The following is a 19,764-nucleotide window of genomic DNA, read 5'->3' as shown; positions in this document are numbered from 1 at the left end:
TCCGGGCGGCTCAGCCCCGGGGCCGGTTGCGCCGCTCGATGACCTGCTCGCGGACGAGGTTGCGGGCCGTGCCCCAGATGCCGTGGCGGAAGAGGAGGACGATGAGGACGAAGATCGCCCCGGTGATCATCGCGATGCCCTTGACGCCCGCCGAGGCCAGGAAGTCCTCGAGGTAGACGACGACACCGGCGCCGACCAGGCCGCCCCAGAGGGTGCCGATCCCGCCGAGGACGGTGATGAGCACGGCCTTGCCGCTCGTGGTCCAGGCGACCTCCTGGAGGGAGACGAACCCGTGGCTGATCGAGAAGACCCCGCCGGCGAGACCGGCGAGGCCGGCCGAGAGGACGAAGACGACGATCTTGTAGCGCTCGACGTCGTAGCCGAGTGCGCGCGCCCGGGCCGGGTTGTCCCGGATGGCCGTGAGGACCCGGCCGAACGGCGAGTTGACCACGCGCCAGGCGATGAACACGCCGATGAGGACGACCACTGCACCGGCGTAGTAGAAGTAGAACGAGTCGGTCTCGACGAGCTCGATGCCGAAGAAGGTCTTGGGGATCCCCTGCAGGCCGTTCTCCCCGCCGGTGAGGTCACGCCACTGGTTGACGATGAAGTAGAGCATCTGGGCGAACGCCAGGGTGACCATGGCGAAGTAGATGCCGGTCCGCCGCACCGACAGGTAGCCGATCGGCACGGCGATGACCATCGCGAAGAGGGCGCCGACGAGAACGGCCAGCGGAAACGGCCACCCGGTGTTGATCGCCAGCAGGCCGGTCACGTAGGCCGACCCACCCCAGAAGGCCGCGTGCCCGAAGCTGAGCAGGCCGGTGAAGCCGAGCAGCAGGTCGATGCTGATCGCGAAGAGTCCCCAGCAGAGGATGTCCATCGCGACCGGTGGGTAGATTTGGTAGGGCAGGAGCACGATGACGGCGAGGCCGGCGAGCAGCAGGATGTAGCGCCAGGGGCTGCGTCGGGACAGGATGGACGGCTGGGCGAGGTCGACGTCGGTCCGGGCCGTGAGCTGCTGGTCGGTCATGCGATCTCCTCCCGTCCGAAGAGCCCTGCGGGCCGGACGAGGACGACGAGGGCCATCAGGATGAAGATGACGATCTGAGCGTACGCGGGGGCGTAGGCGACGCCGTAGGCCTCGACGAGTCCGACGAGGAAGCCGGCGACGACGGCGCCGAGGATCGAGCCCAGGCCGCCGATGACGACCACGGCGAACAGGATGATGACGAAGTTGCTGCCCATCTCGGCCGTGATGGCGCGACTCGGGGCGGCGAGGACTCCCGCGAGCCCGGCGAGGGCGATGCCGAAACCGAAGACGGGGGTGACCCACCGGCCCACGTTGATGCCGAGCGCCCGGGTGCGTTCGGGCGCCTCGGTCGCCGCTCTGACGATCATCCCGATGCGCGTGCGTGTGAGGAGCAGCCCGACACCGACGCAGACGGCGACCGCGAAGAGACAGGCGAAGATCGCGTAGGTGGGCAGGCCGACGTCGCCGACGCGCACCTGACCACCCAGGCCGGGCGGGATCTCGTAGGGGAGGCCGGAGACGCCGTACTTCTGCTTGACCGCCTCGACGATGACGAGGGTGAGCCCGAAGGTCAGCAGGAAGTTGTAGAGCGGGTCCAGCTGGAGCAGCCACCGCACGAGGGCTCGCTCCATGAGCACCCCGAAGCCGAACATGATGATCGGCACGAGGATGAGGGCGAGCCAGAAGTTGACGTTGAGCTCCGCGAGGAGGACGGCCGACAGGACGGCCCCCAGCATGTAGACGGCGCCGTGCGAGAAGTTGACGACGCCCAGCACGCCGAAGATCACGGCCAGCCCCAGGGCGGAGACGGCGTAGAAGCCTCCGGCCGCGAGTCCCTGGAGGGTGTACTGGATGAAAGCGCTCATGTTGCCGACCTTCTCGTCATCGGTCCCGGTGTGGAACGGGGTGCCGCTCGCCTTCCAGCGCCCGGCACCTCCGTCCTCGTCGTGGGATCAGGTCACATCTTGCAGGCGTCCGACACCGGCCCGAAGGCCTCTGCCGCCGGAATCGTCGCCACGATCTCCTGGTAGTCCCAGTCCTCCTTGACCTGGTCCTTCGTCTTCACCTTGGCCAGGTAGGCGTCGTGGAGGACCCGATGGTCCGCGGCGCGAATCTCACCGTTGCGCAGGAAGACGTCGTTGACCTTCTTGCCCTCGAGCTTGCCGACGACCCCGTCTGCGTCGTCGGTGCCGGCCTCCTGCACGGCCTCGAGGTACTGCAGCGCGGCCGAGTAGTTGCCCGCGTGGGCGAACGAGGGGCGGGTCTTCGTCTTCTCCGTGAAGCGGTCCGCCCACTTGCGGTTCTCCTCGTCGAAGTTCCAGTACCAGGCATCGGTGAACTGGGTGCCGGAGAACTGCTCGACGCCCAGGGAGTGGATGTCGGTGATGAACATCAGGCCGACGGCGAGGGTGTGCTTGTCCTGGAGGCCGGCCTGGTTGTACTGCTTGACGAAGTTGATGAGGTCACCGCCGGCGGCCATCGTGCCGATGACCTGGGGGTTCGTCGCTGCGGCCTTGGTGATGAAGGTGGCGAAGTTGTCGTTGGGGAACGGCGTCGGGATCGACTCCACGACCTCCCCGCCGGCCCCCTGGACCGCGGTCGTGAACGACTTGTTCATGTCCTGACCGAAGGCGTAGTCCGGGTAGACGATCGCCCACTTCTTGCCGCCGTTCTTCACCGTCGCAGAGCCCGTGCCGTGGGCCAGCATGTAGGTGTCGTAGGCCCAGTGGAAGGTGTACTTGTTGCACGAGGCGCCGGTGAGCGCCGTCGTCGCGGCGCCGATGTCGATGAACAGCTTCTTCTTGGTCTTGGCCTGGGTCGCGACGGCGAGCGCGGCCGACGAGGTCGGCACGTCGAGGATGACGTCGACGTTCTGCCGGTCGTACATCTCCTGGGCCTTGGTGTTGGCGACATCGGGCTTGTTCTGGTGGTCGGCCTGAACCACCTCGATCGTCTTGGCCACGGCGTCGTTGCCGTACTTGGCCTTGTAGTCGTCGATCGCCATCTGGATGGCGACGGCGGAGTTGGGCCCGGACAGGTCCTTGTAGACACCGGACTGGTCGTTGAGCAGGCCGATGACGACCTTGTCGTTGCTCAGCTTGGAGTCGCTTCCGGTCTGCGGACCGCCGGTGCCGCCGCCGCAGGCGGCCAGTGCCAGCGATGCCGAGGCCGCGATGGCCACGGTGCCCGTGATCCTGTTCCTGCCACTCATGTCCCCTCCTGGGATGTCGTGCTGGGGTGGTGCGTGATGTCGTGCATGTCGTCGTGCATGTCGTCGTGCATGTCGTGGTGCGTGTGGTGCGTGGTCGTGCCGGTCCTGCATCGGGTGGAGCTGGTTGGTGCCTACATCCCGAGATACGTGAGCAGCTCGCTCTCGCGTGAGTGGAACTCCTCGTTGTCGAGGTGTTCGACGACCCTCCCCTGGGCGAGGAGGTAGTGACGGTCGGCCACCGTGGCCGCGAACTTGACGTTCTGCTCGACGAGCAGCACCGCCACGCCGTGGGCCTTGATCTCGCGGATGATCTCCCCGATGCTCTGGACGATGACCGGGGCGAGTCCCTCGCTCGGCTCGTCCAGCAGGAGCAGGCGTGCCCCCATCCGCAGCACCCGCGCCATGGCGAGCATCTGCTGCTCACCGCCCGACAGCTTGGTGCCGGGGAAGTCGCGGCGTTCGTAGAGCGCCGGGAAGAACTCGTAGATCCGCTCGAGTGCCCAGCCGTCGTCGTGGACGACCGGCGGGAGCGTGAGGTTCTCGGCGACGGAAAGCGTGGCGTAGATGCCCCGGTCGTCCGGCACCCAGCCGATGCCGAGACGCGCGCGACTGTCGGCCGACCGCTTGACCAGCTCGACGCCCTCGAAGGTGACGGAACCCTGGACCTGTTTGTGCAGGCCCATGATCGAGCGCAGGAGCGTGGTCTTGCCCGCGCCGTTGCGTCCGACGAGCGTGACGACCTCGCCCTGGCCGATCTGGAGGCTGACGTCCGTGAGGACGCGGGCCTCGCCGTACCAGGCCGAGACGCCGGTGACCTCGAGGGTCGTCCGCGTGCGGGTCTCACTCATGGGTCGCTCCGAGGTAGGCGGTGATGACGCGCTCGTCGGTGCGGACCTGCTCGTAGCTCCCCTCGGCAAGGACCTGCCCCGACTGGAGGACCGTCACCGTGTCGGCGAGCGAGCCGACGACGTGCATGTTGTGGTCGACGAAGACGACCGTGCGGCCGGCGGCGATCTGCTTGACGAGGGCGATGGTCCGGTCGACGTCCTCGATGCCCATCCCGGCCGTGGGCTCGTCGAGGAGGAGCAGCTTGGGGTCGAGCGCCATGGCGATCGCGAGCTCGAGGGCCCGCTTCTGGCCGTAGGCGAGGGAGCCGGCCGGCGCGCCGGCCCGGTCGGCGAGCCCGACCTGGTCGAGCAGGTCCATGGAGCGGTCCTTGAAGATCGCCATCCGCTTGACCGACCGCCAGAACTGCATCCCCATACCGGTGGGGCTCGCCAGAGCCAGCTCCAGGTGCTCGCGGAGCGTCATCTGGTCGAACAGGCTGGTGATCTGGAAGGAGCGCGCGATGCCGAGGTGGGCGATCTGCTCAGGAGACTTGCCCGTGATGTCCTGGCCGTCGTAGACGATGGTGCCGGACGTGGGGGTCAAGAACCCGGTCAGCAGGTTGAACAGCGTCGTCTTGCCGGCTCCGTTGGGTCCGACGAGGGCGTGGACGGTGCCGTCCTCGACCGAGATGTTGACGTCGGAGACCGCCTTGAACCCCCGGAACTCCTTGGTCAGGGAGCGGGTCTCGAGCAGTGGCGTGCCTGGTGACACCTGCACCTCCTCGTGCGACGCGTGGCCTGTCCGGTCTGGCCCGATCTGGCTGGATCCGGCGCGGTCGGGACGGGCGTCCTGACTCCGGCAACTCTAGGAGGCACCGAGACGCAGGACACGGTTGTTGGACACACACCTGCCGCGGGCCTATGGCAGGGGGGCACATGTCAGGCGGCGATGGCCCGTCACGGACCCCTCGCTCCCGAGGCGGCGTGGCCCTCAGTCCGGTGAACCGGTCTCGAGGAGGCGCAGGAACTGGGCCTCGTCCAGGAGGGGCAGCCCGAGCTCCTCGGCCTTGGCCGCCTTCGACCCGGCGTTGGCTCCCACGACGACCCAGTCGGTCTTGCGTGAGACCGAGCTGGCCGCCTTGCCGCCGCGCGTGATGATGGCTTCCTTGGTCTCGTCCCGGGAGAAGCCCTCGAGGGACCCGGTGACGACGACCGTCCTGCCCTCGAGCGTCCGGGCGACGGAGGCGTCCACCTCGTCCTCCATGCGGACACCAGCCGCCGCCCACTTGCGGACGATCTCGGCGTGCCAGTCGACGCCGAACCAGGCGGTCACGGACTCGGCGATGATCTGGCCGACACCCTCGGCCTCGGCCAGCTCCTCGGTCGAGGCCGACCGGATGGCGTCCATCGAGCCGAACGTCGTCGCCAGGGCCCGGGCGGCGGTCGGCCCGACGTGCCGGATCGAGAGTGCGACGAGGACCCGCCACAGCGGCTTGCTCTTGGCCTTCTCCAGCTCGGTGAGCAGCTTCTCGCCATTGGCGGACAGGACCCGCCCGTCGAGGACGTGCTCGGGTGGGTCGGTCTTCTTCGCGGCCCGGGTGTAGAGCCCCACGGTCGAGAGCCGTTGCCGCGTCACTCCGTAGTCGCCCGCCTCGGCGCTGTCCGGCGGTGGAGCGAAGAGGTCCCCCTCGTCGGTGATGATCCCGGAGTCGAGCAGGGCGATCGAGCCCTCCCAACCGAGGGCCTCGATGTCGAGGGCGGAGCGGGAGGCCAGCGCGAAGACGCGCTCCCGGAGCTGGCTGGGACAGGACCGGGAGTTGGGGCAGCGGATGTCCTTGTCCCCCTCCTTCTCCGGGGCCAAGGGCGTGCCGCACGCCGGGCACTCCGTGGGCATCACGAAGGCCCGCTCGGTGCCGTCACGCAGGTCCACGACGGGACCGACGATCTCAGGGATGACGTCACCCGCCTTCCGGAGCACCACGGTGTCGCCGATCAGCACGCCCTTGCGCTCGACCTCGTACTGGTTGTGCAGCGTCGCCTGCTCGACCGTCGACCCGGCGACGACGACCGGCACCATGACGCCGTAGGGGGTGACCCGGCCGGTTCGCCCGACGTTGACCCGGATGTCGAGGAGCTTCGTGTTGACCTCCTCGGGCGGGTACTTGAAGGCGATCGCCCACCGAGGGGCGCGCGACGTCGTGCCGAGCTGGCGCTGGAGGGCGACCTCGTCCACCTTGACGACGATGCCGTCGATCTCGTGCAGGCCGTCGTGCCGGTGCTCGCCGTGGTAGGTGACGAACTCCTCCACCTGCGCGATGTCGTCGAGGACCTTGACCTGCTCGGACGTCGGCAGCCCCCACGCTCGCAGCGCCTCGTAGCCCTCGCTCTGCCGCTCGATGTCGAATCCGCGTCGCGCCCCGATCCCGTGGACGAGCAGCTGGAGCGGGCGGCTCGCCGTGACCTTCGGGTCCTTCTGCCGCAGCGACCCCGCGGCGGCGTTGCGGGGGTTGGCGAAGGGAGCCTTGCCCGCCGCGACGAGAGAGGCGTTGAGGTCGGCGAAGCCCGCGGTGGGGAAGAAGACCTCACCGCGGATCTCGACGAGCTCAGGAACGTCGTCGCCGGACAGCCGCTCGGGGACGCCGGCGATGGTGCGCACGTTGTTGGTGACGTCCTCGCCGGTGCGGCCGTCGCCGCGGGTGAGAGCCCGCACGAGGCGTCCCTTCTCATAGAGCAGGTTGACCGCCAGCCCGTCGATCTTCAGCTCGGTGAGGAAGTGCGCCCCCGCGCCCACCTCCCGCTCGACCCGCTCGGCCCACGCCCGCAGCTCATCGAAGGAGAACGCGTTGTCGAGGCTCAGCATCCGCTCCAGGTGGTCGACCGTCTCGAAACCGGTGGCGAACGTCGCGGCGCCGACCTTCTGCGTCGGGCTCTCGGGGGTGCGCAGCGACGGCCACTGCTGCTCCAGCTCGTTGAGCCGCCGGATGAGACCGTCGTACTCGGCGTCGCTGATCGTGGGCGCGTCCTTGACGTGGTAGGCGAACTGCGCCGCACTGGCCTGCTCGGCCAGGTCGGCCCACTCCTGGTGGGCCTCATCGGGGATGGTGTCCTCGATGACGGAGCCGCTCGCCGCGGCGGGGGCCAGCCCCGGACCGAGCTCGTCGTCCGCGCTCTCGGCGTCGTTCGTCTCGTCCGCGCTGACCTGGCTCCCGGTGATGTCGCTCACCCGCTCATCCTGCCAGCCGTCGCCGACGGTCAGCTGGGAGCGCGAGCGAGCCCAGCGGCATACGGCTCACCCGTCTGCTGGCAACGACGCGATCACGATCCGGGCGGCACGAGCGGATGGGTTTGGGGGTTGGGCCCTCCATCGGAGACACTTTCCCGTGGGTTCAGCTGGCCTGCCACCCTGCGACAGGGGGTCGAGGCGGTGACAGGTCCGAGGGGAAGATGCGCGTGAAGGCCACCATCCGTTCTGTTCGCGCGGCGATCATCGCCGTGCTCGCCGTCGTCGGCCTGCTCACGGTGAGCGCGTGCTCGTCCGACGCGCCGCCGAGCGCGGCCGGCCCACAGGCGTCGTCGGGGGCCAGCGCCCCCGCGGTGACGGCCAAGCCGACGCCGACGACCACGCCCGTCACGTGGATCACCACGCCGCGCCCCGGCGCGAAGGAGGTCTCGGTCGACACGCGCGTCTCCGCCAAGACGGAGAACGGCACGTTGACCGAGGCGACGCTCTCCTACCTCAGCAAGAAGGGCGAGGAGGTCGCGGTCGACGGGTGGCTCGAGTCGGGCACGTGGACGTCGAGCGACCTGCTCGAGCCCGGCGTGAAGTACACCTTCGAGCTGACCGCCAAGAACGAGGACGGCCAGACCAAACGCACCAAACGCTCCTTCACGACCGCCGACCTCACCCTCGACGACCAGATCTGGACCAAGGTCTACCCGGACGGCGGCACCGTCGGGATCGGGATGCCGGTCATCGTCACCTTCGACCTCCCGGTCGTCGACAGGGCCGGCTTCGAGAAGCACATGAAGGTGACCTCGACGCCCAAACAGGCCGGGTCGTGGTACTGGCTGTCCGACCGCGAGGCCCACTGGCGGCCGAAGACCTACTGGAAGCCGGGGTCCCAGGTCCACGTCGAGGCCAACCTCAACGGGGTGCCGGCGGGCGGTGGGCGCTGGGGCGAGCAGTCGGTCGTCAGTGACTTCACGGTGGGCCGGTCGGTCGTCGCCAAGGTGAACCTCGACACGCACCAGATGGATGTCTTCATCGAGGGCCGGAAGGCGCGGACGATCCCCATCTCCGGCGGCCGTCCGGGGTGGGAGACCCGCTCGGGCGTCAAGGTGATCATGGAGAAGTTCACCAACTTCACCATGAAGGCGGAGTCGATCGGCCTCAAGGAAGGCGACAAGGACTACTACGAGGACGTCAAGGTCAAGCGCGCCCTGCGCATCACGCACAGCGGCGAGTTCCTCCACTCGGCGCCGTGGTCGGTCAGCCAGCAGGGCAAGGACAACGTCAGCCACGGCTGCACCGGCATGAGCGATGCCAACTCCATCTGGGTCTACGACCAGATGCGCGTCGGCGACGTCGTCGAGACGGTGGGTTCGGACAAGCCGATGACGTTGGGCAACGGCTACGCCGACTGGAACCTCAGCTGGGACTCCTGGCAGCAGGGCTCCGCGCTCTGACGCGACGACGTGCCGGCTGGCCGGTCAGGCCGGTCGGGCCGGATGCCGCTGGGCTCGCTCGCGTCGGTCCCGCCGGGTGTCTCGGGTGGGACGGGTGACGACGACTGCGGCGCCGAGGACCAGCGCCGCCCCGGCGAGCTGCCAAGGACCGAGCCGCTCCCCCAGCGCGAGATAGCCGAGCCCGACGGACACGACCGGGATGAGGTAGGTCACGAGCGACCCCACCTGCTGGCCGACCGCGCGGAAGACGTCGAACTGGAAGAGGTAGGCCAGACCCGTCCCGAGGATGCCGAGCGCGAGCAGCGAGAGGACCGGTCCGGTGCCGGAGCCGACCGCGTCGTCAGCGGGCGCCCAGGGGGCCGCGAAACGGTCCCGGTGGAAGACCCACCAGACGCCGAGCACGGCGAGCATCTGGCCGGCCGCCACGGTCAGCAGCGCCGCCGGGAGCTGGAGCCCGCCGAGGTCGGTGTGGGCGAGGTACTTGCGCACCCACGTCCACCCGAAGCCGTAGGACGCGCCGGCCACCAGGGTCAGGCCGAAGCCGACGAGGTCCGGCTGGCCGGCCGACTCCCACGGCTGCGCGATGAGGCCGACCCCGACGAAACCGACGAGGATCGCGAGGATGCGCCGCCCCGGCAGCCGCTCGGAGGGGACCATCGCCATCGTCGCGAGGACCGTGGCGATCGGGGTGATCGCGTTGCCGATGCCCGCGAGCGCCGAGCTGACTCGCTCCTCGCCGAGCGGGAAGAGGACGAAGGGCAGCGAGGCGAGGAAGACCGCGACGACGAACAGGTGGCGCCAGACGGTCCACGAGCGCGGCAGCCGGCCGCCCGTGAGGTGGAGCAGCAGGACCACGGTCACGGCGCCGAGGAGAATGCGGCCGGTCGCGATCTGCACCGGTGAGAACCACCGGAGCCCGACCTTCATGAAGAGGAAGCTCGCTCCCCAGATGATGGCGAGCGACCCGAACTTCACCTGCCACGGCACGCGCTGCCGTCGTGTCGAGAGCGCCGAGGGCGCCGGGAGTCCCTGGCGCCCTGCCGCCGCGCTGCCGCCCACCGTCGTCGTCTCTCGCGTCACTCGCACACGATAGCGACGCGCGCCGACCGGCTCTCGTGAGCTCCTACTTCAGCTCGGCGGAGGTGAGCCCGAGGAGCCGGCGCGCGACGACGAGGAGCTGGATCTGCTGCGTGCCCTCGAAGATGTCGAGGATCTTGGCGTCCCTGGCCCACTTCTCGAGGAGCTCGGTCTCGGCGTAGCCGGTCGGTCCGGCGAGCTCGACGCAGGCGAGGGCGACGTCGACGCAGGTGCGGCCCGCCTTGGCCTTGGCCATGGAGGCCTCCATCGAGTTGGGGCGGCCGTTGTCGGCCATCCAGGCGGCTCGCATCATGAGCAGGTAGGCCGACTGGTACTCCGCCTCCAGCTCGGCGAGCCGGGCGGCCGCCGCGCTCTGGGTGAGCGGTGGGCGGTCCCAGTCGACCGTGACACCGGCCCGGCCGAGCAGCTCCGTGGTCGTGTCCAGGCACGCACGGGTCAGCCCGACGGCCATGGCAGCCACGAGGGGGCGCGTGTTGTCGAAGGTCGCCATGGCGCCGCCGAAGCCCGCCTCCGTCGAGATCTCGGGATCACCGAGCAGGTCCCTTGCCGGGACGCGGCAGCTGTCGAGGTGGAAGGCCGCCGTGTCCGACGAACGGATGCCGAGCTTGCGCTCGAGGCGGACGAGCGTGAGCCCGGGGTTGGACCGCTCCACGACGAAGGACTTGATGGCCTTCTTGCCGAGGCTGCGGTCCAGGGTCGCCCACACGACGACGAGCTCGGCCCGCTCCCCCGCGGTGACGAAGATCTTCTCGCCGTTGAGGACGTAGTCGTCGCCGTCCCTGACCGCGGTGGTGCGGATGGCGCCTGAGTCGGACCCGGCGTCCGGCTCGGTGATGGCCATGGCGGCCCAGCGCTTGCCGTAGCGGGCCTTCTGCTCGTCGTTGGCGACGGCGGCGATGGCGGCGTTGCCGAGGCCCTGCCGAGGGATGGACAGGGCCAGCCCCACGTCGCCGCGGCAGGTCTCCATGACGGAGAGCACCGAGGAGAGGTTGGTGCCGTTGCGGTTCCCGCTGCCCCGTGGCTCCTTCCGGCCGGCGCCCACCCCCGCCACCTGGGCAGGGGCGTCGTTGGTCCGCGTGGCACCCGCGGCACCGGCTCCGTGACCGGTCCCCGAGTCCGTCAGGCCGTCGATCACGGCCGAGACGAGGTCGAGCTCGACCGGGTAGCTGTGCTCGGCCCGGTCGTACTTGCGCGAGATCGGGCGCATCACCTCCTCGGCGAAGCCGCGGGTCTGGCTGATCAGGGGGAGAAACTTGCGGGGGACCTCGAGGTTGATCATGGCTGGGACTCCTTGTCGTATGCCGCTGGGCTGGCTCTCGCTGCTGGCTGCGCCCGGGTGGGTGGCCGGGCGTGCGCTCAGACGAGCAGCACTCCCTCGAGGACGCCTGCGCCGCGCAGGTCGCGGTACCAGCGCTCGTTGTCGAACTCCTTGACGAACCCGTGGCCGCCGAGGAACTGGACGGCCTGCGACCCGATCTGCGCTCCGTGCCTGGCGGTCAGCTGGCGCGCGTTGGCGATCAGACGCGACGCGTCCTTGCCCTGGTCGAGGCGGGCGGCGGCACGCCACACGACGAGGCGCAGCCCGGCGAGCTCGATGGCGACGTCGGCGACGCCGAAGGCCACGGCCTGGCGCCGCGCGATCGGCTCGCCGAAGGCGTGTCGGGTCGTCACGTAGGGCACGAGCTGGTCGACGGCGGCCTGCGCCGTGCCGCACGCGGCGGCGGCCCATGCGAGGCGGGCCCGCCGGACCGCGTCGAGATGGTCGTCGGTCGTGCCGAGCAGGTGGGTGGCCGGGACGACGACGTCGTCCAGGTCGATGCGCCCGGTCCGTGCCGCCCGGATCCCCATCGCCGGGTCGTCGGCCACCGACACGCCGCGCGTGCCCGCCTCGACCAGGACGAGCCGGGGCTCGCCGTCAACGAGGGCGGAGACGACGAGGAGGTCGGCCTCGGCGGCCCCGACGACAAGGGTCTTGCGGCCGTTGAGCACGAGGTCGCCGCCACGGCTCGTCGCGGTGGTGCTCGGCGAGAGCGGGTCGAACAGCGGGCCCTCCTCCATCAGGGCCAGGCTCGCGCCGGCCGGGAGCCCGTCCCCGGTGAAGGCCGGCAGGTAGGTGGCCTGCTGCGCGCTCGAGCCGTAGTTGGCCAGCGCCGTCGCCACTGCTGCGGGAGCCATCAGGGCCGTGGCGATGCCGAGATCACCGCGGGCGAGCTCCTCGAGCACGAGGACCGTGGTGACGGCCGAGCGCTCCTCGGCGATGCCTCCGAGGTCGGTGGGGACCCCGATGAGCGGGAGGCCGAGGTCTGCGGCGGCGCGGCGCACCTCCTCGGGCACCGACCGGTCGGCGTCGGCCTGCGCGGCGGCCGGTCGGATCACGTCGTCGGCCAGTCCCGCAGCGGCCGAGCGGATCATGTCCTGGTCCTCCGACGGCGTGAGGTCGAACTCCCGCCGCGGTGCCGCCGCCGTGGTCCGCTTCGCGGCTCCGCTCCCGGACCGGGCGGGGAAGGACCGCCTGGTGGCGCGGTCGAGGGCGACGAACGCGCCCTTGCTCCCGCGGTAGAGCAGGTGCTCGACGGTCCGGCGGACCTCCGGGTTGTGCAGCAGGGGCAGCGACCCGGCGCGGGTGATCAGTCGCAGCCCGATTCGCTGTCCCCGGTCGGCGAGGTTGAGGGCGTTGAGGGCCATGGAGGAGGTTCCTTCGGCTCGAGGTTCGCGGCGGTGGACGTCACCCGCTACAACGATCTTACGCCGAGTAGGTTACGGCCCTGGAGTGGCCCACCCCCACAGCGCCACCGACCGTCACGGAGCGCCACGGAGCGCCACGGAGCGGCACCGAGCGGCACCGAGTGCCACCAAGCTTCACCGAGAGCTCGGCGGTCAGGCAGCGCGCTGGGCGAGCTCGCCAGCCGCGTCGACCGCGGCGCGCTGGATGGCGCGCGCCGTGTCGGGGGGCGCCCCAGCCAGGCCACACGTGGGGGTCACGACGACGTCGGTGAGCGAGCCCAGCGGCATACCGACCCTCGTCCACGCCTCGACGAACCGGCCGGCTAGCTCGACCGCTCTCGTGTCGGACCCGTCCGTCGGGACGATGCCGGCGAAGAGCCGGATGCCGTCCTCGACGGCGACGGCGACACCCTCCCAGCCGCGGGGTCCGAGCTGGGCCGTGTCGAGCGACAGGGCGCGCGGTCCGGCGGCGCGCAGGAGGGGCACCGGCGGGTTGGCGCTGCAGGCGTGGATGACGGTGTCGCCGTCGTGGGCGGCGAGCACCGCCTTCAGGCCGGCTGCCGCGACGTGGGGGTCGAGCGAGGGCAGCCTCCCGAAGCCCGACGCCGTGGGCAGCCGTCCGGCGAGCACCGTCGCGAGCGAGGGCTCGTCGACCTGGAGCGTGATCGCCGCTCCCGGGATGAGCCGTCGCACCGTCGCGACGTGGGACCGCACGCCCTCAGCGAGGGAGTCGACGAGGTCACGGCACGCCCCTTGGTCGACGATGGCCCGCTCGCCGCGCGGCAGCCAGAGCGAGGCGGCGAGGGTCCAGGGTCCGGCCACCTGCAGCTTGAGCGGACCGGTGTAGGCGTCGAACGCCTCCGCCAGCTCGTCGAGGTCCTCTCGCATCAGGGCCGAGGTGCGGCCGGCGTCCTGGCCGGGCCGGTCGACGAGGCGCCATCCGGTCGGCTGGAGGTCGACGGGGAGCTCGACGAGCAGGCCCGCCGAGCGGCCGATGAGGTCCGCGCCCGGCCCCCGGGCGGGCAGCTCGGGCAGGTAGGGCAGGTGACCGTCGAGGAGCTCACCCACCTGGGCCAGCGCGTCGCGCACCGACGTCCCCGGCCACGAGCCGATCCCGGTTGCCTGAGTCACGCGCCCCACCCTAGGCCCGCCCGGGCTCGCTCGGTCACCTGGTGGGCGTGTTGAGGGAGCAACGTCGTTAGGGTGGCCGCGTGCCGACGACGCGGAGCGACTTCTCCGGCCCCGGCGACCTGCGTGCGATGCAGGCGATGTGCTCCCGGGTCTGGTCGCCGAACGCCCGGTTCCACCCGGGCCAGCTCGCGTGGAACCGCTACTCCCAGCCGGTCGACCCGAGTCGACCCGGACCCGGTGAGGCGATCTCGCTCTGGCGGGTCGACGGCGAGGTCGCCGGCTTCGCCTGGGCGGAGGCGCCCGACTGGCTGGAGCTGCAGCTCGACCCTCGTCACCCCGGGACCGCCAGCACGGTCTCGACCGAGATCATCGAGTGGTTCGAGGACTGGAGTGACGCCCCCCGGCAGTCTGCGCTCGTGATGGAGGGAGACCTGTCCGAGCCGGTCCTCGAGGAGGCCGGCTTCCGGCCGGAGCCGGACGCGTGGCACTTCACGCACCACCTGCTCCACCTGAGCGAGCTGCCTCCGGTGCCCCACGTCCCCGGGTACTCCCTGCGGCCGGTCGGGCCGCACGAGGCCGACGCGCGGGCGGAGGTCCACCGAGCCGCCTGGTCGGACGTCGGGCCCTCCCGAGTCACCACGCACGCCTACGAGCAGGTCTGCCACGCCTGGCCCTATCGCCGTGACCTCGACTGGGTCGCCGCCGACGCCGCCGGCCACCTCGTGGCCTCGGTGATCGTCTGGCTGGACGACGCGACCGGCGTCGCGCTCGTCGAGCCGGTCGGGTGCGTGCCCCCGCACCGGGGCCGCGGGCTGGCGGGAGCCGTCACCCTGGCGGCGCTGCACCGCGCCCGCGCCCTCGGCGCACACACGGGGCTGGTGAGCCCGCGGGGCGACGCCGACCACCCGGGTCCGCGGCGCCTCTACCAGCGGCTGGGCTTCCGCCCGGTGGCCCGGACGGTGACGTGGACGAGGTCCATGGACTGACCGTCAGCCCCGGCCGATCGAGCCGGCATCCCCTGTGGATGGCGGGGCCACTCGAGGCCGTGTGCCGCGGGGCTCGCCGGGCGGTCGGGTGTGGTCAGGTGCCGCTGCGCTCGAGGCGGGCGGCGGCGATCGTCGCCGACCCCACGACCCTTGTCCCGTCGTAGAGCACGACCGACTGGCCAGGGGCCACACCCCGGATGCGCTCGTCGAGGCGCACCTCGACCCGGTCGCCGTCGGCCCAGGCGGCGCCGGGGACCTCCGCCCCGTGGGCCCGGACCTGGGCACCGACGCGGACCACACCCTCGGGCGCGGGACCGCACCAGCGCGCGTGGTCGCCGGTGATCGCGTTGACACCGAGCAGGTCCGACGTGCCGACGACGACCTGGTTGGTCTCGGTCCGCACCTCGACGACGTAGCGGGGCTCCCCGTCGGGCGCCGGCCGGCTCAGCCCGAGGCCCTTGCGCTGCCCGACGGTGTAGGCAAACGCCCCCGCGTGCCGGCCCAGCACCGTGCCGTCGGTGTCGACGATGTCGCCGGGAGCCTCGCCGAGTGCCCTGCCGAGCCAGGCCCGGGTGTCGCCGTCGGGGATGAAGCAGATGTCGTGGCTGTCGGGCTTCTGCGCGACGTAGAAGCCGCGGGCCGCGGCCTCCTCGCGGATCTGCGGCTTCGTCGTGTCGCCCAGGGGGAAGAAGGCGTGCGCCAGCTGCTCCGCGTCGAGGACGCCGAGGACGTAGCTCTGGTCCTTGGCCGCGTCGACGGCCCGGTGCAGCTCTCGCCGGACCCCGCCGGCGCGGTCCGCGGTCTCGACGACCTGCGCGTAGTGGCCCGTGGCCACCGCATCGAAGCCCAGCGCCAGGGCCTTGTCGAGCAGGGCGGAGAACTTGATCTTCTCGTTGCACCGCAGGCACGGGTTGGGTGTGCGGCCGCGGGCGTACTCGGCCGTGAAGTCCTCGACGACGTCGCGCCGGAACCGCTCGGCCATGTCCCACACGTAGAAGGGGATGCCGAGCACGTCCGCGACCCGCCGGGCATCTCCGGAGTCCTCGATGGTGCAGCAGCCCCGGGCCGACTCCCGCAGCGTCGCCGCGCTCTGCGAGAGCGCCAGGTGCACGCCCACGACGTCATGGCCGGCGTCGACCATGCGGGCGGCGGCGACGGCCGAGTCCACTCCCCCGCTCATCGCGGCCACGACCCTCACGACGTCGCCCTCCGTGCGCGACGGGCCCGCTCGACCGCGCCGGGAAGGGCGTCGATGACCGCGTCGACATCGGACGGGGTCGAGGTGTGGCCGAGCGAGAGGCGCAGGGCGCCGCGGGCGTCCCGCTCGGAGATGCCCATGGCGAGCAGGACGTGGCTCGGCTGTGGGACGCCCGCCTGGCAGGCGGAGCCGGTCGAGCAGGACACACCGGCGGCGTCGAGCAGGTAGAGCAGCGAGTCTCCGTCGCAGCCCTCGATGAGCAGGTGTGCGTTGCCCGGGAGGCGGCGCTCGTGGTCGCCCGCCGCCCAGTGACCGCCGGGGCGGATGCCCAGGCCGAGGCCGGTGGCTCGCTCGATGAGCTGGTCGCGCAGGTTGGTCAGGCGAGGCACCTCGGAATCGAGGGTCTCCGTCGAGGCGACCACGGCGGCCGCGAAGGCCCGGATCGCCGGCGCGTCGAGGGTCCCTGAGCGCAGCTGCCGCTCCTGGCCGCCACCGTGCGACAAGGGCACGAGCCGGACGTCGCGGCGGGCGACGAGCGCGCCGACACCGATCGGACCGCCGAGCTTGTGCGCGGTCACGGAGAGCAGGTCGGCGCCGCTCGCCTCGAAGTCCACCGGGACGTGTCCCACTGCCTGGATGGCGTCGGTGTGGAACGGGATCGCGAACTCGTGGGCGACCTCGGCGATGGAGCGGACATCCTGGATCGTGCCCACCTCGTTGTTGGCCCACATGACCGAGACGAGCGCCACGGATCCCGGGTCCTCCTCGATGGCGCGTCGTACCGACTGGGGCTCGACGAAGCCCTCTGCAGTCGGCTCGACCCACGTCACCTTCGCGCCCTCGTGCCGGACGAGGAACTCCACGCAGTCGAGGACGGCGTGGTGCTCGATCGCACTGACGACGAGGCGGGTGCGCGCCGGGTCCGCGTCCCGGCGGGCCCAGAAGGTGCCCTTGACGGCGAGGTTGTCCGACTCCGTGCCGCCTGAGGTGAAGAGGATCTCCGACGGCCGCGCGCCGATCGCCTTGGCGATCTTCTCCCGCGACTCCTCGACCACCCGGCGCGCCGCGCGACCCGTGCGGTGCAGGGACGACGCGTTGCCGACCTGAGTCAGCTGCTCGGTCATCGCCGTGACGGCGACGGGGAGCATCGGCGTCGTCGCCGCATGGTCGAGGTAGGCAGTCACCCACCGATTCTAGGTTGGCTGGTTGCCGCGACAGAAACGACGGCCGTATGCCGCTGGGCCCGCTCACCGGGTCCCCCCGCTGGCCCGACGTGGCTGGCTCGGCGGGACGGGCAGGCGCCGGACCGGACAGGTGCTGGCCGCCGGGTCGTTCGGCAAGCGCGAGCCCTGACAGCGCTCGTCCACAGCACGCGCGGCGGTCGCTGTCGTCGCGAGCCGGTCTGCCTATGATCGGGCGCATGAGGTATGCCAACCGCACCCTCAGAGCGCCGGCCGTCCACCGTGCCGTCGCCGCCCTGGCGAGCCCGGTGATCGGCTACTTCGTGGCGCGTCTCCTGCTCGAGCTCCTGACCCTTCCCGAGCGTCCGGTCTACGCGGTCTGCCTCGTCGTGGCCGTGCTGCTCGGCTACCGGGCGTGGGCCGCACGCATCGAGCTGGAGGACGAGTCGATGCGGATCCACAACACGCTCGTCTCGTCGACGATCGGACGCTCCGACGTGCGCCGGGTCCCGGAGAGCGGTCGCATCGAGTGGCACCACGGTCGCACCCGTCCTACCCGCTCTCCCGCCGAGTCCCTGCGCGCGCCGTGGTGGACGCTGGGCACGGCCTCGAGGACCTACGCCCGCAACCGCGAGGAGCTGCGCAGCTGGGTGCGCACGGCTCCCCGAGCTCAGCCGGACGACCAGGCGGCGGCGTAGCGCGAGCCGGCCCAGCGGCATACGGCCGCGTCGACCCTCGCCACGACGGAAGGGCCCCCGACCACTGGGTCGGGGGCCCTGCGCGATGTGGCGGGGCTCAGCCCTTGGCGGCCTTGACCGCCTCGGTGGCCTGCGGCAGCACCTGGAAGAGGTCACCCACGACACCGAAGTCGACGAGCTCGAAGATCGGGGCCTCGTTGTCCTTGTTGACCGCGACGATCGTCTTCGAGGTCTGCATGCCGGCGCGGTGCTGGATGGCACCGGAGATCCCGCATGCGACGTAGAGCTGGGGGCTGACCTGCTTGCCGGTCTGGCCGACCTGCGAGGTGTGCGGGTACCAGCCGGCGTCCACGGCCGCACGCGAGGCGCCGACAGCAGCGCCGAGGGAGTCGGCGAACGCCTCGACGGGCGAGAAGTCACCGCCGGTGCCCCGGCCACCGGACACGACGATCGCCGCCTCGGTCAGCTCGGGACGACCCGTCGCCTGCTTCTCCTTGGACTCCGTGATCCGGGCGGCGCGCGCGGCCTCGGACGGCGTGAAGTCCACGACCTCGTCGGCGGCGGCCGCGGGAGCCTCCTCCGGCGCGGCAGAGTTCGGCTTCACGGTGACGACCGGGGTGCCCTTGGTGACGGTCGCCTCGACCGTGTAGGAGCCCGCGAAGACGGACTGCGTCGTCGAGACGCCACCGCCCTCGCCGGGCTTGACGTCGACCGCGTCGGTGATCAGGCCCGAGTCGGTCTTGATCGCGAGGCGCGCTGCGATCTCCTTGCCCTCGGTGTTCGAGGGCAGCAGGACCGCCGCGGGCGAGGCCGACCCGACGAGCTGGGCGAGGACCTCGGCCTGCGGGACGATGAGGTGAGAGAGCACCTCGTCCGACTCGACGCGGTAGACCTTGGCGGCGCCGTACTTCGCCAGCGTCTCCTTCGCGGCGTCGAAACCGGAGCCGATGAACACGGCCGACGGCTCGCCGAGGCGGCGGGCGATCGTCAGCAGCTCGGACGTGGTCTTGCGGACCTTGCCGTCGACGTGGTCGACGAGCACGAGAACTTCAGCCATTGCTATGTCTCCTTCTAACGGCTGCTGCGATCAGATGAACTTGCGCTCGGCGAGGAACGCCGCGAGCTTTTGCCCGCCGTCACCCTCGTCGGTGACGATGGTGCCCTGCTGGCGAGGCGGACGAGCGGCGAAGGAGTCGACGCGGGTCCACGCGGCGTCGAGGCCGACCTGGCCTGCGTCGATCCCGAGGTCCGCGAGGCTCCACTGCTCGACCGGCTTCTTCTTCGCGGCCATGATCCCCTTGAACGACGGGTAGCGCGGCTCGTTGATCTGGTCAGTGACCGAGACGAGGGCCGGGAGGGTGGCCTCGATGGTCTGCGTCGACACGTCGCCGTCGCGGCGGATCGTCGCCTTGCCACCCTCGACCGTGAGCTCCGCGGCGTAGGTCACCGCCGGGAGGCCGAGGCGCTCGGCGAGCATCGCCGGGACGACACCCATGGTGCCGTCCGTGGACGCCATCCCGGTGATGACGAGGTCCGCGGGCGCGTCGGCCGTGAGCTTCTTGATGGCCTCCGCGAGCACGAGCGAGGTGGCCGGCGCGTCGGACCCGTGGATCGCGTCGTCCTTGATGTGCACGCCCTTGTGGGCGCCCATCTGAAGAGCCTTCTTGATCGCGTCGGCGGCCCGGTCCGGACCGACGGTGACGACCGTCACCTCGCCCTCTCCGGCCTCGACGATCTTGAGGGCTTCCTCGACGGCGTACTCGTCGAGCTCAGACAGCAGGCCGTCGACGTTCTCGCGGTCAGTCGTGTTGTCAGATGCGTTGAACGTGCGGTCCGCCTGCGCGTCAGGCACGTATTTGACACAGACGACGATGTTCATGGGTGAACGTCCTCTTCCGTAGCTGGTGGGTGAGCGGGGGTGCTCGGATGATGTCCGGAGGCCCGCCCCGGCATTGCCGTCCATCTTGTCACTGAGCGCTCGCATACCCAG

At 71.0% G+C, this 19,764-nt stretch carries 18 protein-coding genes; 4 read left to right on the top strand and 14 right to left on the bottom strand.

Translation table 11 applies throughout. The annotated features are described in order from the left end of the window. Positions 1 to 10 precede the first annotated feature (10 nt). The 6 genes from ABWV20_RS02375 to ligA form a co-directional block, all read right to left on the bottom strand. On the bottom strand, positions 11 to 1,033 hold the full coding sequence (locus ABWV20_RS02375) for a branched-chain amino acid ABC transporter permease (protein ID WP_353353142.1): 1,023 nt from the start codon (positions 1,031 to 1,033) through the stop codon (positions 11 to 13). After that, complete coding sequence (locus ABWV20_RS02370; protein WP_353353141.1) at positions 1,030 to 1,899, bottom strand: branched-chain amino acid ABC transporter permease; 870 nt, start codon at positions 1,897 to 1,899, stop codon at positions 1,030 to 1,032. Before ABWV20_RS02370 ends, ABWV20_RS02375 begins: the two co-directional genes overlap by 4 nt. Positions 1,900 to 1,991: 92 nt before the next feature. Beyond that, a complete protein-coding gene (locus ABWV20_RS02365; RefSeq protein ID WP_353353140.1) occupies positions 1,992 to 3,245 on the bottom strand; it encodes an ABC transporter substrate-binding protein in 1,254 nt (417 codons plus the stop codon). 131 nt (positions 3,246 to 3,376) lie between these two features. Further along, positions 3,377 to 4,093, bottom strand: a complete 717-nt coding sequence (locus ABWV20_RS02360; protein ID WP_353353138.1) for an ABC transporter ATP-binding protein — start codon at positions 4,091 to 4,093, stop codon at positions 3,377 to 3,379. Next, positions 4,086 to 4,844: an ABC transporter ATP-binding protein gene (locus ABWV20_RS02355; RefSeq protein ID WP_353353137.1), complete on the bottom strand. Its 759-nt coding sequence runs from the start codon at positions 4,842 to 4,844 to the stop codon at positions 4,086 to 4,088. The genes ABWV20_RS02360 and ABWV20_RS02355 overlap by 8 nt, the downstream gene beginning before the upstream one ends. A 219-nt stretch (positions 4,845 to 5,063) precedes the next feature. After that, complete coding sequence (gene ligA, locus ABWV20_RS02350; RefSeq protein ID WP_353353206.1) at positions 5,064 to 7,214, bottom strand: NAD-dependent DNA ligase LigA; 2,151 nt, start codon at positions 7,212 to 7,214, stop codon at positions 5,064 to 5,066. A 302-nt stretch (positions 7,215 to 7,516) separates the two neighbouring features. Here ligA and ABWV20_RS02345 point away from each other — a divergent pair, with 302 nt between their 5' ends. Further along, positions 7,517 to 8,758 carry a L,D-transpeptidase gene (locus ABWV20_RS02345; RefSeq protein WP_353353136.1) on the top strand — a complete coding sequence of 414 codons (1,242 nt, stop codon included), beginning with the start codon at positions 7,517 to 7,519 and terminating at the stop codon, positions 8,756 to 8,758. A 24-nt stretch (positions 8,759 to 8,782) separates the two neighbouring features. On the opposite strand, the gene ABWV20_RS02340 is transcribed toward ABWV20_RS02345, so the two are convergent. From ABWV20_RS02340 to ABWV20_RS02325, 4 genes are all read right to left on the bottom strand, one after another. Further along, positions 8,783 to 9,838 carry a DMT family transporter gene (locus ABWV20_RS02340; protein WP_353353135.1) on the bottom strand — a complete coding sequence of 352 codons (1,056 nt, stop codon included), beginning with the start codon at positions 9,836 to 9,838 and terminating at the stop codon, positions 8,783 to 8,785. A gap of 43 nt (positions 9,839 to 9,881) precedes the next feature. Beyond that, complete coding sequence (locus ABWV20_RS02335) at positions 9,882 to 11,135, bottom strand: acyl-CoA dehydrogenase family protein (protein WP_353353134.1); 1,254 nt, start codon at positions 11,133 to 11,135, stop codon at positions 9,882 to 9,884. 77 nt (positions 11,136 to 11,212) lie between these two features. Next, positions 11,213 to 12,541: an acyl-CoA dehydrogenase family protein gene (locus ABWV20_RS02330; RefSeq protein WP_353353133.1), complete on the bottom strand. Its 1,329-nt coding sequence runs from the start codon at positions 12,539 to 12,541 to the stop codon at positions 11,213 to 11,215. Positions 12,542 to 12,733: 192 nt separating this feature from the next. After that, entirely contained in the window at positions 12,734 to 13,711 is a 978-nt protein-coding gene (locus tag ABWV20_RS02325; protein ID WP_353353132.1) for a uroporphyrinogen decarboxylase/cobalamine-independent methonine synthase family protein, read from the bottom strand. Positions 13,712 to 13,791: 80 nt separating this feature from the next. On the opposite strand from ABWV20_RS02325, the gene ABWV20_RS02320 reads away from it, so the two are divergent. Further along, entirely contained in the window at positions 13,792 to 14,697 is a 906-nt protein-coding gene (locus ABWV20_RS02320; RefSeq protein WP_353353131.1) for a GNAT family N-acetyltransferase, read from the top strand. A gap of 94 nt (positions 14,698 to 14,791) precedes the next feature. Here the strand turns inward: ABWV20_RS02320 and mnmA are convergent, their stop codons facing one another. Together mnmA and ABWV20_RS02310 are read right to left on the bottom strand one after the other, a co-directional pair. After that, complete coding sequence (mnmA, locus tag ABWV20_RS02315; protein ID WP_353353130.1) at positions 14,792 to 15,895, bottom strand: tRNA 2-thiouridine(34) synthase MnmA; 1,104 nt, start codon at positions 15,893 to 15,895, stop codon at positions 14,792 to 14,794. After that, complete coding sequence (locus ABWV20_RS02310) at positions 15,892 to 17,079, bottom strand: cysteine desulfurase family protein (protein WP_353353129.1); 1,188 nt, start codon at positions 17,077 to 17,079, stop codon at positions 15,892 to 15,894. The genes mnmA and ABWV20_RS02310 overlap by 4 nt, the downstream gene beginning before the upstream one ends. A gap of 22 nt (positions 17,080 to 17,101) precedes the next feature. Here ABWV20_RS02310 and ABWV20_RS02305 point away from each other — a divergent pair, with 22 nt between their 5' ends. Both ABWV20_RS02305 and ABWV20_RS02300 read left to right on the top strand, forming a co-directional pair. Then, positions 17,102 to 17,248 carry a hypothetical protein gene (locus ABWV20_RS02305; RefSeq protein ID WP_353353128.1) on the top strand — a complete coding sequence of 49 codons (147 nt, stop codon included), beginning with the start codon at positions 17,102 to 17,104 and terminating at the stop codon, positions 17,246 to 17,248. Positions 17,249 to 17,315: 67 nt separating this feature from the next. After that, the gene (locus ABWV20_RS02300) at positions 17,316 to 17,774 is read left to right on the top strand and encodes a hypothetical protein (protein WP_353353127.1); all 459 of its coding nucleotides are present in this window, start codon (positions 17,316 to 17,318) and stop codon (positions 17,772 to 17,774) included. Between the two features lie 97 nt (positions 17,775 to 17,871). Here the strand turns inward: ABWV20_RS02300 and ABWV20_RS02295 are convergent, their stop codons facing one another. Beyond that, entirely contained in the window at positions 17,872 to 18,831 is a 960-nt protein-coding gene (locus tag ABWV20_RS02295; protein ID WP_353353126.1) for an electron transfer flavoprotein subunit alpha/FixB family protein, read from the bottom strand. 30 nt (positions 18,832 to 18,861) lie between these two features. Then, positions 18,862 to 19,653 (bottom strand): electron transfer flavoprotein subunit beta/FixA family protein, encoded by a 792-nt coding sequence (locus ABWV20_RS02290; protein WP_353353124.1) that lies wholly within the window; start codon positions 19,651 to 19,653, stop codon positions 18,862 to 18,864. Between the last annotated feature and the right edge of the window lie 111 nt (positions 19,654 to 19,764).

The organism is Intrasporangium sp. DVR (genome assembly GCF_040365325.1).
Taxonomy (GTDB): domain Bacteria; phylum Actinomycetota; class Actinomycetes; order Actinomycetales; family Dermatophilaceae; genus Intrasporangium.
The sequence above is the reverse complement of the archived record's forward strand: the minus strand, read 5'-3'. Positions and strand labels throughout refer to the sequence as shown.